10 protein-coding genes, 1 other RNA gene and 2 pseudogenes are annotated in these 12,487 nt (G+C 64.5%); 7 read left to right on the top strand and 6 right to left on the bottom strand.

Annotation, left to right across the window (positions count from 1 at the left end; genetic code table 11):
* Together AC1D1X_RS05670 and lepB are read left to right on the top strand one after the other, a co-directional pair.
* Window positions 1-109 (top strand): annotated as a pseudogene (locus tag AC1D1X_RS05670) (protease HtpX); the annotation flags it as partial.
* Window positions 110-171: 62 nt separating this feature from the next.
* Entirely contained in the window at window positions 172-840 is a 669-nt protein-coding gene (gene lepB, locus AC1D1X_RS05665) for a signal peptidase I (protein ID WP_477668419.1), read from the top strand.
* 32 nt (window positions 841-872) lie between these two features.
* Here the strand turns inward: lepB and AC1D1X_RS05660 are convergent, their stop codons facing one another.
* Genes AC1D1X_RS05660 through AC1D1X_RS05650 form a run of 3 tightly spaced genes read right to left on the bottom strand, consistent with a single transcriptional unit; the run spans window position 873 to window position 3,875 of the window.
* On the bottom strand, window positions 873-1,541 hold the full coding sequence (locus AC1D1X_RS05660) for a ProQ/FINO family protein (RefSeq protein ID WP_477668418.1): 669 nt from the start codon (window positions 1,539-1,541) through the stop codon (window positions 873-875).
* A gap of 43 nt (window positions 1,542-1,584) precedes the next feature.
* A complete protein-coding gene (locus tag AC1D1X_RS05655; protein ID WP_477697952.1) occupies window positions 1,585-2,205 on the bottom strand; it encodes a flavin reductase family protein in 621 nt (206 codons plus the stop codon).
* Window positions 2,205-3,875: an NAD(P)/FAD-dependent oxidoreductase gene (locus tag AC1D1X_RS05650; protein WP_477697951.1), complete on the bottom strand. Its 1,671-nt coding sequence runs from the start codon at window positions 3,873-3,875 to the stop codon at window positions 2,205-2,207. The genes AC1D1X_RS05655 and AC1D1X_RS05650 overlap by 1 nt, the downstream gene beginning before the upstream one ends.
* 64 nt (window positions 3,876-3,939) lie before the next feature.
* Between AC1D1X_RS05650 and rnpB the strand changes: the two genes are divergently transcribed.
* Window positions 3,940-4,280, top strand: an RNA gene (gene rnpB / locus AC1D1X_RS05645) — RNase P RNA component class A.
* 71 nt (window positions 4,281-4,351) lie between these two features.
* Here the strand turns inward: rnpB and AC1D1X_RS05640 are convergent.
* Both AC1D1X_RS05640 and AC1D1X_RS05635 read right to left on the bottom strand, forming a co-directional pair.
* Entirely contained in the window at window positions 4,352-5,245 is an 894-nt protein-coding gene (locus AC1D1X_RS05640) for a basic amino acid ABC transporter substrate-binding protein (RefSeq protein WP_477668416.1), read from the bottom strand.
* 268 nt (window positions 5,246-5,513) lie between these two features.
* Window positions 5,514-7,160: an MBL fold metallo-hydrolase gene (locus AC1D1X_RS05635; RefSeq protein WP_477668415.1), complete on the bottom strand. Its 1,647-nt coding sequence runs from the start codon at window positions 7,158-7,160 to the stop codon at window positions 5,514-5,516.
* A 183-nt stretch (window positions 7,161-7,343) separates the two neighbouring features.
* Between AC1D1X_RS05635 and dapF the strand changes: the two genes are divergently transcribed.
* The 3 genes from dapF (at window position 7,344) to AC1D1X_RS05620 (ending at window position 10,315) form a co-directional block, all read left to right on the top strand.
* Window positions 7,344-8,231 carry a diaminopimelate epimerase gene (gene dapF, locus AC1D1X_RS05630; RefSeq protein WP_477668414.1) on the top strand — a complete coding sequence of 296 codons (888 nt, stop codon included), beginning with the start codon at window positions 7,344-7,346 and terminating at the stop codon, window positions 8,229-8,231.
* A 308-nt stretch (window positions 8,232-8,539) separates the two neighbouring features.
* Window positions 8,540-9,235, top strand: coding sequence for a DUF484 family protein (locus AC1D1X_RS05625; RefSeq protein ID WP_477697950.1), 696 nt, complete (start codon window positions 8,540-8,542; stop codon window positions 9,233-9,235).
* A gap of 24 nt (window positions 9,236-9,259) precedes the next feature.
* Window positions 9,260-10,315, top strand: a complete 1,056-nt coding sequence (locus AC1D1X_RS05620) for a tyrosine recombinase XerC (protein ID WP_477668413.1) — start codon at window positions 9,260-9,262, stop codon at window positions 10,313-10,315.
* A gap of 31 nt (window positions 10,316-10,346) precedes the next feature.
* On the opposite strand, the gene AC1D1X_RS05615 is transcribed toward AC1D1X_RS05620, so the two are convergent.
* Complete coding sequence (locus AC1D1X_RS05615; protein WP_477668412.1) at window positions 10,347-12,182, bottom strand: sensor domain-containing diguanylate cyclase; 1,836 nt, start codon at window positions 12,180-12,182, stop codon at window positions 10,347-10,349.
* 132 nt (window positions 12,183-12,314) lie between these two features.
* On the opposite strand from AC1D1X_RS05615, the pseudogene AC1D1X_RS05610 reads away from it, so the two are divergent.
* Window positions 12,315-12,487: pseudogene (locus AC1D1X_RS05610) on the top strand (23S rRNA (cytosine(1962)-C(5))-methyltransferase RlmI); the annotation flags it as partial.

The following is a 12,487-nucleotide window of genomic DNA, read 5'->3' as shown; positions in this document are numbered from 1 at the left end:
GCCCAAGGCCGTGGAAGCCATGGGCATTACCGGCAGCATCGGCAAGCTGTTTGCCACGCACCCGCCGATTGAAGAGCGCATCGCGGCCTTGCAGAACGGCCAGGCCTAAGCACCAAAGGGCGCCCCGCACAGGGCGCCTTTTTTTTTCATGAAATTTCAAGGAGCGCGAACATGAAAAGCTGGATCAGGCAGAACCGCAGTTTTCTGGTGTTGCTGTTGTTGTTCGGGCTGTTCCGTACCGCAATCGCGGACTGGAACCCCATTCCCTCGGGCTCCATGCGGCCCAACCTGCTTGAAGGCGACGTCGTCTTCGTCAACCGCCTGGCCTACAACGTCAAGATTCCGCTGACCGATACCGTGCTGGCGCGCACCACCGATCCGCAGCGCGGCGACGTCGTCACTTTTTCCTCGCCGGTGGATGGTGTCCGTCTGATCAAGCGGCTGGTGGCTGTGCCGGGCGACGTCGTGGAAATGCGCGACAAGGTGCTCATCATCAACGGACTGTCAGCCCGCTATGAGGCGCTGGACACGGTACTGGAGCCGGCCGGGCCGGTTGGCGTGCTGGTGGCCACGCACGTGAAGGAAGCCACAGCCCAGGAGCAACATGAAATCCAGTGGCTGGCCGGTGTGAAGGCCAAGGACAGCTGGGGACCGATCACGATTCCCGCTGATCAGTACCTGATGCTGGGTGATAACCGCGACAACAGCGCAGATTCGCGCTACATAGGCCTGGTGCCGCGTAACCTGCTGATCGGGCGTGCTGAGCGGATCCTGGTGTCGGCGGACATCCTGGAGAAGTGGCAACCCCGCTTTGAGCGTTTCGGCCGCTCGCTCTATTGATTTGCTGATTGACTGAGGCTGCAGTGGGAGCCTCAGGCCTGGCGGCTTCGCTGTACCCGCTCTATGGCTTGTGCCACTTCCGCCAGGTCCAGACCGTACATCTCGGCAAATTCCGCCGCCGTTTTCCCACTGGCCTCAAAGGCGCGCATCAGTGCTTCGCGTTTGGCGGTTTGCTCGGCCATCTCCGCAAAAGCCTCCTCCTGCAAGGTGTTCGACACCTCATCCTGCGTGCGGGTGCATTCCGCGTACTCTTCGCGGCTCAAGCCGGATGCTTCAATGGCCTCGATGAGGCGCATACGCACTTTGGGACGCAGGTCTTCCTTTGAACGCGCCTGGCGCCGCCGGAACACCTCCATGATCGCGTGGTGCACATGCTCGGGCGCCACCGGCTCGACGGGCTCGCCCTGCAGGTTGTGGCGCGGGTGGCCGGCCGCCACGCATTCGAGGTAACGCGTGGAACGGGCATGCAGGCCCAGCGCCACTTTCAGTTCGTCGCGCTTGAACGCTTCGGGGTTTTCCGCCAGCAGGTCCTGGAAAGCGCCCAGCTTGAGCGGCAGGAACTGTGCGCCGAACATTTTTGGGTAGAGCTCGAACAGCTTTTCCAGCACGGGGTGGACTTCGCGTGGGCGCTGCTGTTGCTGCTGCGGGTTGGCCGGCCGGGGGCGTTTGGCACGTGGGGAGGGTGTGGTGGTTTCGGTCATGTGTATGGGGTGAAAAGATGGTGTGGCGGGGTGTTCAGAAAGCTCAGCGGGGCCTGAACATGCGAAAGAGGTTGTCGGGGGTGACGGCGAAATAATCGGCCGGGCCACCGCCGCGAAGAATCGGCTCGGCAGCCGCCGTGTCGTAAATGCCGTCTTTGAGCAGATGCCTTGCAATGTACACGCCGACGACTTCACCCAGGACCAGCCAGGTGGGAACCGGCACGCCGTTGGCGCCCTGCAACTGCAGGATTTGGGTTAACTTGCACTCAAAAGAAACCGGGCTTTCCTGTACGCGCGGCACGGCAATGCGTTGCGAGGCCACGGGCGTGAGGCCGGCGAGCTCGAACTCGTTGACCTCGGGCGGCACCATCGCGCAGGAGCGGTTCATGGCCTCGGCCAGCGCCCGCGTTGCCAGGTTCCAGCCGAACTCGCCGGTTTCGCGGATGTTGTGCAGGCTGTCTTTGGCGCCAATGCTGGCGAAACCGATGATGGGCGGCGTGTAGTTGAAGGCATTGAAAAAGCTGTAGGGTGCCAGGTTGAGCTGGCCCCTGGCGTCCTGCGACGAAATCCAGCCAATGGGGCGTGGCCCCAYCATGGCATTGAAGGGATCGTGCGGCAGGCCGTGGCCTTTCGAGGGCTCGTAGTAGTGAAAGTCCTGGCCCATCACGCGGCCATCCGTTGTTGTTCGGCATCCTGCAGCACGCTGCGCGCCAGGGCCTCCGCAACCTTGATGCCATCCACGCCGGCCGACAAAATGCCGCCGGCGTAGCTGGCGCCTTCGCCGGCCGGGTAGAGGCCGCGCACGTTGACGCTTTGCAGGTCTTCGCCGCGGCTGATGCGGATCGGCGAGGAAGTGCGCGTTTCCACGCCGGTCAGCACCGCGTCGTGGGTGTCAAAGCCCTTGATTTTTTTGCCGAACACGGGAAAGGCTTCGCGCATGGCCTCGATCGCATACGCAGGCAGGGCAGACGACAGGTCGCCGATGGTCACGCCCGGCTTGTAGGACGGAGTGATGCTGCCCAGCGCGGTCGAGGGGCGGCCCGCCACGAAGTCACMCACCAGCTGCGCCGGCGCCTGGTAGTTGCTGCCGCCCAATACAAACGCGTGTGATTCGAGCTGGCGCTGTAGTGCGATGCCGGCCAGCGCGTCGCCCGCCTCGAAGCCGGGGTAGTCGCGCGGGTCTATGCCCACCACGATGCCGGCATTGGCGTTGCGCTCGTTGCGCGAGTACTGGCTCATGCCGTTGGTCACCACGCGGCCGGGCTCCGAGGTGGCGGCCACCACCGTGCCGCCTGGGCACATGCAAAAACTGTAGACCGAGCGGCCGTTGCTGGCGTGGTGCACCAGCTTGTATTCCGCCGCGCCCAGTGAGGGGTGACCGGCATGGCGGCCCCAGCGCGCGCGGTCGATGATGCCCTGTGGGTGCTCGACCCGAAAGCCGATGGAAAAAGGCTTGGCCTCGATGTATACGCCGCGCTCGTACAGCATGGCGAAGGTGTCGCGCGAGCTGTGGCCCAGCGCCATCACCACCTGGTCGGCGCGCATCTCGTGGCTTTGGCCTGTGGCCTGGTCCAGTACCGTGAGGCCGCGCAGCTGTTTGCCTTGCGGGCCGTCCTCGATCAGCACGTCGGTCACGCGCTGCTCAAAACGGATCTCGCCGCCCAGCGCGACGATCTGTGCGCGCATGTTCTCGACCACCTTCACCAGCTTGAAGGTGCCGATGTGCGGATGCGCCTCGAACAGGATGTCGGCGGGCGCGCCGGCTTTCACGAATTCGTTCATCACCTTGCGGCCCAGGTGGCGCGGGTCCTTGATCTGGCTGTAGAGCTTGCCGTCGGAAAAGGTGCCGGCGCCGCCTTCGCCGAACTGCACGTTCGATTCCGGGTTGAGCACGTTCTTGCGCCACAGGCCCCAGGTGTCGCGGGTGCGCTGGCGCACCGTCTTGCCGCGCTCCAGCACGATGGGCTTGAAGCCCATTTGCGCCAGCAGCAGGGCTGCGAACATGCCGCAGGGGCCGAAGCCGACGACGACCGGTCGCAACGGCAAGCCGGCTGGCGCCTGGCCCACGGTGCGGTAGGCCATGTCGGGCGTGGTAAAGATGTGCGGGTTGCCGGAAAATTTCGCCAGCAGCGCGCCTTCCTGGGCGGCATCGGCGAGCGTGACATCGACGATATAGACCTTGAGCAGGTCTGCCTTGCGGGCATCAAAGCTGCGTTTGTGGATGTGGACGTTCTGCAGGGCGGCTGCGGCAACGCCCAGTGTCTGGGCCACCATGGCGGGCAGGGCGCTTTCCGCGTGGTCCAGCGGAAGTTTGAGTTCGGTCAGGCGAATCATGAAAAGGGGCTCGTGTTGATCAAGCAACCCGCATTTTAAAGGCCTGGCGGATAATGGGCCTCGTGAAGCACGCCAGACCGCCGCTGGTGCAATCTGGGAAACCAGGCACTGGAGGAACGTCCGGACTGCACAGGACAGCGTAGGAGGTAACACCTCTCCACCGTGAGGTGAGGATCAGAGCAACAGAGACGAGTCGGCCTTGGGGCAACCTGGGGCCGGGTGAAACGGGCAATCTCTACGCGCAGCAATACCAAGTAGGCCAACGTTGATGTGGTTCCGCAGAGTTGGCGGGTAGGTAGCATTGAGCCGTGGGGGCGACCCCCGGCCCAGATTAATGGCGGTCACGCCGGGCTTTCTCCAAGGGGGCCCGGTGCACAGAATCCGGCTTATCGGCGGGCTTCACACTAATAAAAAAGCCCCGTTCAGCAATGAACGGGGCTTTGTCTTTGGGCCTTGCCGGCCCTGCCTGCGGCGTCTTATTTGGCGGGAGAGGCGGCGGCAGCTGGTGCCGATGCGGTGCCTGCAGCGGCGGTGGCGGCTGGCGCTTTACCGAAGTACTGAGCGAAAATCTTGTCGTAGGTGCCGTCGGCCTTGATGTCGGCCAGGCCCTTGTTCAGTTTTGCGAGCAGCTCGGCGTTGCCCTTTTTCACGGCCAGGCCGTATTGCTCGGGTGCAAAGCTGGCATCGGCGATGGTCTTGAACTTCGAGCCGGTGTTGTTGTTGACGTAGTGCTCCACCACGCCGTTGTCGGCGACCACGGCGTCCACGCCGCCGGCTTCCAGTTCCTTCAGCGCCAGTGGCGTCGCTTCAAAGCGCTTGATGTTGGCGCTTTCCTTGCCCTGCAGCTTGGTGATGACTTCGTCACCCGTGGTGCCGTTCTGCACGCCGACTTTGAGTTTCTTGAGGTCGTTGAACTTGGCGATCTTCGAATCCTTCTTCACGGCGATCAGTTGCTGCGCGTCAAAGTAAGGCGACGAAAAATCCATGGTCTGCTTGCGCTCGGCCGTGATCGTGATGGCCGAGACCAGCAGGTCGCGGTCGCCCTGGTTCAGGGAGTTGAAGATGCCTTCCCATGGCGTATTCAGGAACTTGACTTCGATGCCGGCTTTCTGCGCCACGGCCTTGACGACTTCGATGTCGAAACCGACGATCTCGCCTTTGTCGTTCTGGGACTCAAAAGGTACATACGCGGCGTCCGTGCCGACGACGTACACCTTGGCCGCAGGTGCGGGTGCCGAGGCGGCAGGAGCGGGTGCACTGGCTGCGGGTGCCGGCGGCTCGGTCTTGCTGCAGGCGGCCAGAACGATACCGGCGACCAGGGTGCCGGCGGTTTGCAGGAAACGTCGCGTTGAAATGGAGTAGGAAGACATGAAGTCCCTCAAAAAAGGTTGAAATGATGGTGATGCCCGTCAAGCCATGCGGTCAGGCGTGGCCTCCGGCATACGAACAAAAAGTATAAACCGCAGCCCTGGGGTCAAACAGCCCCTTTCAGTAGCCTTGGTGACTGTTCAAGGCCTTAACGCCGGTATATACCCTTACGTACGGTGCAAGGTTTAGCAACTTTCACGCCACAGTAGCGCGGGTACTCGGTGGTGGCTTGCAAATCAATAGCGATGCCTGGCGCGTGTGCAGAAATCGTTAATGGACAAGGCCCAGCTCACGCACGCGGTCCACGTGCGCCAGCAGCGAGCGTTTGGCCACCGGCCAGATACGCGGGTCCACGTCGTCGTACGCGCCTGCGACCCAGTCGTCGATCGTGCCTTCCGGGTGGGCCTGCATCACGCGCATGATCTTGGCTTCGCGTTGCAGGCGATGCGCCTTGAGCCGGGCAATCGCATTCTTTGCGTCCGCCAGTACGTAGCCATGCGCCGGGGCAATGAACCCGATCTGGTGTTCGTCGCAGGCCGCGCTCAGCGCATCCAGGGAATCCAGGTAGGCGCTCATGTCGCCGTCGGGCGGGTCAATGACCGTGGTGCTGCCGTTGAGGATGTGGTCGCCGCTGAACAGCAGGCCGTCTTCCACCAGCACCAGGCACACATGGTTGGCGGCATGGCCGGGCGTGTGCAGCACCTTCAGGGTATGGGTGATTTCGCCTTCCGGCCCTTTGCTGGTGAGCGCAAGCAGCTCCTGATTTGATAGCGTTCGATCTGGCGAGAAGGCGCTGGCGGCGCGCGCGGTGGGTGCCGAGGGCAGGCCCAGAATCGGCGGCGCAACGCTGCACATGGTCTGCAGCGGTTTGGCGCCGGGTGAATGGTCGGGGTGCGAGTGGGTGCACACAATCATGCGAATGTCGCCGCCGGCCGCCCGCCAGAGACGCTGCAGGTGCTCATGATCGGCCGGACCGGGGTCGATGGCGATGTAGCCGCTGCCAGGGTCGCCGACCAGGTAGCTGTTGGTGCCCGGCCCGGTCATCACGCCGGGGTTGGGCGCCGTCAGGCGCATCACGTTGTGAAGCAACGCCACGGGCTGTGATGTCTGCCAGTCAAGCGCATGCACGATCTGCCCGTCCGGGCAGGTCAGCGCCAGCTCGCCATAGGGCGCTTCGTGTTCCATATAGCGCGCCTCCTTGCCGGCCAGCAGCCCGGCGCGCGGGCAGGAGGTCCAGAGCGGGACTTCGGACGCGCAGGCCGCCAGCACCGAGGCCACGTCGGGATAGTGCTGCAGCCTTTCCAGTGTGCGTATGGTGGGGAAGATGATGAAAAATCCTCCCGCCGCGTGCCGCGCCAGCGCCTCGGCCGGCCGCACCCAGACCGGCTCAAACTGCTCGGCCTCGTCGGCCACCGGGCTTTGCCCTTCGGGCATGCGCGCAACAAGAAAAGGCACATCAAAGCGGCGCGGCAGGTCGCGGTCGGTGACCCAGTGCGCTAGCACAAACACCTCGTCGCCCGCCAGCGTGAGGCCGCGCTCGCGGCATTGCGCGGCGAAGGGCGCCTTGCGGTCCAGCGAAGCGATGTCGGCCGTCGTCGCATGGCTGCCATCCGCGTGGCGCGCCAGCAGCACGCCGAGTTCTTCAAAGCTTTCGCGGATGGCCGCGATGGCCTGGGTCAGGTGCAGATCGCTTTGCGTGGCCCGCCGGGTGGACTGTGCATGCGCCGCGGCATCCGCCGCGTCGATGCCGCCGCCGGGAAAGACATAGGCCCCCGGGGCGAAACTGGCGCTCGTGGATCGCCGCGTCATCAGGACTTCGACACCGTGCGGGGTGTCGCGCAGCAACAGCACGGTGGCCGCCGGGCGTACAGGCGCGGGTTCGCGCGAAGGATGGAGCAGTTGGGAAGGACGTGGCATCCGCAAATTATGGCTTCGGGGCTGCGCGGGCGTTGACGGCGGGTTTTGGCGTATTTTTCTGCCCTGCAAAACCGTGGCAAACCATGCGTATCGCCCCGAATTCCTTCAAAACAACGGCCGGTGGATGCGAAATGGCCGATTCACCTCTTTAAGTGCCGCCTTCGCACCGCAGATAATTCCCCCATGCGAATCCGATTCACCAAAATGCAGGGCGCGGGCAATGACTTTGTCATGCTCGACGAAACCCGCGCCCCGCTGGGCCTCTCCACCGCGCAATACCGCTTCCTGGCCGATCGCCACTTCGGCGTGGGCGCCGACCAGATTCTCTCGGTGCGGCCGCCGCCCAAGGATGCTGGCGAAGGCATCGACTTCGAGTACGTGATCCACAACGCCGACGGCGGCGAAGTTGAGCAGTGCGGCAACGGCGCGCGCTGCTTTGTGCGCTTTGTGCGCGAGCAGGGGCTGACGACAAAGGACGTCGTGAGGGTCAAGACCCTGAGCGGCATCATCGAGCCGCGCATGCAGGCTGACGGGCGTGTCACGGTCGACATGGGCGCGCCGGTGTTTGATCCGGTGCGAATTCCTTTTGACACGTCGGGCCTCACGCCTGTGACCCAAGGTTCATGGCAAAAATGGCCGCTGGCCCTTGATGGGTCAGCGCAAGCAGCTCCTCTTTTGATAGCGGCGTTGTCGATGGGCAACCCGCATGCGGTGCAACTGGTGGACGACGTGGACGCTGCGCCGGTGTTGCAAACCGGCCCGCTGATTGAAAACCACGTGCGCTTTCCGCGTCGTGTGAACGCTGGCTTCATGCAGGTGGTTTCGCGCAGCCAGATCCGCCTGCGGGTCTTTGAGCGCGGCGCGGGCGAGACGCTGGCCTGCGGCACGGGCGCCTGCGCGGCGGTGGTGGCGGGCATACGCTGGGGCCTGCTGGATGCGCGGGTGGACGTGATGACGCGGGGCGGCCAGCTCACCATCGAATGGCCGGGCCAGCTGGATGCACCCGTCATGATGACCGGGCCGGCTACGACGGTGTTTAAGTCCGAAATCGAAATCCCGGACGGGATCTAAGTTCACCCCCTTCCAGGGGCGGCGCCTGGGGCCGGCAAAGCCGGACCCTCGGCCCCCGCTGGTGGAATGCCTCGTTAGTTACGGCCGTCGGCCTCTTCAAGCCAGGGGTGCCGTGGAACCGGCTTTGCCGGGCCGCAGGCACCGTCCCCTGCAAGGGGAAAAGGGCTACACGCAGTGAGCCCGATAGGGGTGTGCTATTTTTCGGCTTTGCCGGGCCGCAGGCGGGCGGCCCCCTCGGGGGGCAGGAAGTTACACGAAGTGAACGACCGTGGGGGCCCATTTCCGGCTCATTTCCCTACAATGCCCGGATGAATCCAACCGAACACCMCATCACCGAAGACGACATCGCCAACTTCCTGGCCAACACGCCCGACTTCTTCGAGCGCCACGCCGAACTGCTGGCTTCGGTGCAACTGTCCAGCGGACACGGCAACCGTGCCGTCAGCCTGCAGGAACGCCAGGCGCTCATGCTGCGAGAAAAGATCAAGGGKCTSGAAACSCGGATGGTCGACATGATCCGCCACGGGCAGGACAACGTGGCCATTGCCGACAAGATGCAGCGCTGGACACGCAAGCTGCTGCAGGCGACGCAGGCGCGCGACCTGCCGGGCGCCATTGTCGAAGGCATCACCGGCGAATTCCTGATCCCACAGGCCGCCATCAAGGTCTGGGATGTGAACGGGATTTTTTCGGATGAGAGTTTTGCGACCGATGTGAGCGAGGACGCCAAAACCTTTGCCTCTTCATTGAGCGCACCTTACTGCGGCGTCAATTCGGGCTTCGAAGCGGTCAACTGGCTGCCCGAGCCCGCGGTGGCCTTGTCGATCGCGCTGATACCGCTGCGCGCCGCAGCGGGCGCGGAGGTCTCGGGCCTGCTTGTGCTGGCTTCACCCGACCCGGAACGTTTTCACAGCGGTATGGGCACGGATTTCCTGGAGCGCCTGGGCGAACTGGCCGGCGCGGCGCTGACGCGGCTGCGGCCCCAGCCGGTCACTGCCGAATAGGCACCGGGGCCATGCACCACGGCCATGATGCAAACGCCGCCTTCGACCTCTGAATTCGGCGGCGGGCAGCCAGTGTTGCCGCCGTCCGATCCGCTGGTCGAGCGTTACCTGGAACATGTGCGTGTGGAAAAGCGCCTGGCCCAGCGCACCGTGGAGCTCTACGCGCTCGACCTGCAAAAGCTCGAAGCCAATGCACACCAGGCCAGGGTGGCGCTGGTGGCGGTGCAAAACGTGCACATGCGGCGCTGGGTGGCGCAAATGCATGGTGCGGGGCGCAGCGGCCGAGGCATTGCGCTCATCCTTTCAGGCTGGCGCGGCTTTTACACCTGGCTGGGCCGCGAAGGCCTGATCAGCGGCAACCCCGTGCAGGACGTGCGGGCGCCCAAAGCCGCCAAGCCCTTGCCCAAAGCCCTGAGTGTGGACGAAGCCGTGCAGCTCGCGGGCTACCAGGCCGACGCTTCGGATGGCGACCCGCAGCTGGAGCTGCGCGACCAATGCATCACCGAACTGCTGTATGGCTGCGGGCTGCGTATCGGCGAGCTGGTGGGGCTGGATGTGAAGGCCAGTGCGCAGGCGCGCGGCTGGATCGACACGGATGCAGCCGAAGCTTATGTGCTGGGCAAGGGGTCCAAAAGGCGCAGCGTGCCGGTCGGTCGGGCTGCGCTGCAATCACTGCAGCAGTGGCTTGCCGCCCGGGCCAGCTGGGCGCGTGAAGACCATGCGCTTTTTATCAACCAGCGCGGCACCCGACTGACGCCACAGCACATCCGGGTGCGGCTGAAGCAGCGCTCGCTGAAGGCGGGGCTGGCAACGCCGGTGCACCCGCACATGCTGCGTCACTCTTTTGCCAGCCATGTGCTGCAGTCGAGCGGTGATTTGCGTGCGGTCCAGGAGTTACTGGGCCATGCAAACATCACGACCACGCAGGTCTACACCCGGCTGGATTTCCAGCACCTGGCCAAGGTGTATGACGCGGCGCACCCGCGGGCCCTGTCGAAAGCCGGAAAGGCCGGCGCGGGCGCGCCGGCATCACCAGGAAGCCTGGCGAAGGCGGACAAAGACGCTAAAGACAAAGCCTGAGCCTGGCACCAGCACTGGTGCCAGGCGGTGCTCAGGCTGGACTGGGACGGTCGCGCCTTGCCGGCCGTGCCGGCGGCACGTCCCCGAGCATGAACACCGCCCGCTTGCTGTCGGCCGGGGCGGCTGCCAGGCGCTCTTCAAGCTGGGTCAGCAGGGCCTGGGCATTCGAGCCCTGGTAGGGCACCAGGGCGTACGCGACATGCACCTGTGCGACGCAGTCCACGTGCAGKCCTTTGTAGGGCATGAGGCAGCGCGCCACGATGCGCGGCCCGAGCGTGCCGGCGTCCTCGGCATTGAAGGGGCCTTCGACCAGCATGCCGAAGCGCCGCTCCGACAGCCGCGCTGCGCTGTCGATCTCGCGTGCGGTGGACAAAAGGCGTTCGGCCACATGCAGCGGCAATTCTTCGGCGGCCTTGCGCCCGAAATCGCGCTGGATCTGCTCGGAGTTGACCAGGTCGATGATCATCACCGCGCTTTGGTGGCGCAGCCGTTCGGAACGCGCAATCATGCGGATCAGGCGCTCGGCAAACACGTGGCCGTTGATGAGACCCGTGGCCGGATCCACCCGGTCCAGGCCCTGGATGCGGCGGATGTTTTCGCGCCGGTGCTGGCTGCGCAGCATCAATACCAGCATGGCGATGGGCAGATGCAGCGCCACACCCAGCTGCATGCCGTGCTGCGTCAGAAAGCCGATGGGCACCAGCTCGGCATTGCGGGCCATGGTCCATCCGGCGGCGGCCAGAACCGGCACATATGACAGCATCAGCCATGGTGCAAACCGGTCGCCACGGCGCCAGGCCCAACCCATGACCAGCATGCAGCTGAACTCCAGCAGCAGCACGATGGGAATGAACAGGTCCATCCGCGACGCGGAGGGAACCAGCGCCAGCGCCACAGCCGCCAGCACGCCCAGCGCGGCCTGGCCCACCGTCAGCCAGTGCAGGCGCAATGAGCGTTCGGGCAAGGCCACCACCGCGGAAATGAACAGCAGGGTGGCCGACACCGCCAGCATGGGCAGTACGGATGTCGAAATGTCGTTCCACCCCGGCCACGCCGGCCACAGGTGCAGCCCCGCGATGCCGGTGACGGTCGCCTGCGTCAGGCCCATCAGGGTCACGCAGAGGGCGTAGTAACCGTAGGCGGTGTCGCGCAGTGAAATAGCGCCCAGCGCCGAGATCAGTGCCGCCAGCCCCGTCAGCCCGAAGAAGATGCCCAGGATCAGGGAAACACGCTGCTCTGAGTGGCTCAGGTGCCCCTCGCTGATGAACTGCAGCGGCGCGCTGAACGCATGGCCGTTCTCCAGGCGCAAAAGGTAATGGGTGGGTACCTCGGCCGACAGCGCGATGGGCAGCAGGGGATGGCGGTGCGGCACCGGCCATTTGTCTACCGCCACCAGGTCGCCGGCACGCTGCTCGTTCCAGCGGCCGACACCGTCCAGGGTATACAGCGAAGCCCGGTCGATGGACGGGTAGGGAACCTCAAGGTACCAGCGCTCTGCGTCGGGCGCCGGTGGCACGTTAAAGCGCACCCACATGGCCTGGCCGCTGGTCACCGGGTAGATCGCGTTGCCGTGTGTCGGCTTCCAGGGGATGTCGGGGGTCGCGGCAACCTGCTCGGGGGTGAACTGGCCGGTCGTGTCTATCCAGTAGTCGCCCCAGTCCTGCAGTGCGACAGGTTCTGTCTGGGTGTCCAGGTCCAGTATGGTGCGCGATCGTGCATCCAGGCTGGTCAGCGCCAGCAGCGAGCCCATGAACAGGCTGATAACCAGCCCCAGCAACAGAGTGCGGACGGGTGCGGGCGTGCGCATGGCCGGGCTTGCCAGCGGCCCGTGTTTCTTCCATTGCCGCGAAAATGAGGTCAAAAACATTAACCTGCGATTGTCGCAAAACTTTCACGAAAATTACACCGAGCTGTCAAACCGCTGTCGGCCGGCTCATTTGTCAGGGTGGACACTCCGTGCCCAAGAGGGGGTGACGCTATCAGCCGCGACAATAGCGGCATGAAAATAATTCGACTGCGGGACGGCAAGGAGCGCTCATTGCTGCGGCGCCATCCCTGGATTTTTGACGGCGCCATTGCCAAGGGGGGCGGTGACGCGGGCGAGACCGTGCGGGTTGAAAGCCACGCCGGCGTTTTTTTGGGCTGGGCCGCTTTCAGCCCGGCCTCCAGGAT

Source organism: Polaromonas sp. P1_G4, assembly GCF_056405475.1.
This window is presented reverse-complemented; position numbering and strand designations above follow the sequence as displayed.

What these genes read in the sequence shown, in the direction of transcription:
- AC1D1X_RS05635 (WP_477668415.1), bottom strand. Translation starts at nt 7,160, where the DNA reads ATGCCACGTCCTTCCCAACTGCTCCATCCTTCGCGCGAACCCGCGCCT.
- AC1D1X_RS05640 (WP_477668416.1), bottom strand. Translation starts at nt 5,245, where the DNA reads ATGTCTTCCTACTCCATTTCAACGCGACGTTTCCTGCAAACCGCCGGC.
- AC1D1X_RS05620 (WP_477668413.1), top strand. Translation starts at nt 9,260, where the DNA reads ATGATGCAAACGCCGCCTTCGACCTCTGAATTCGGCGGCGGGCAGCCA.
- AC1D1X_RS05660 (WP_477668418.1), bottom strand. Translation starts at nt 1,541, where the DNA reads ATGACCGAAACCACCACACCCTCCCCACGTGCCAAACGCCCCCGGCCG.
- dapF (WP_477668414.1), top strand. Translation starts at nt 7,344, where the DNA reads ATGCGAATCCGATTCACCAAAATGCAGGGCGCGGGCAATGACTTTGTC.
- lepB (WP_477668419.1), top strand. Translation starts at nt 172, where the DNA reads ATGAAAAGCTGGATCAGGCAGAACCGCAGTTTTCTGGTGTTGCTGTTG.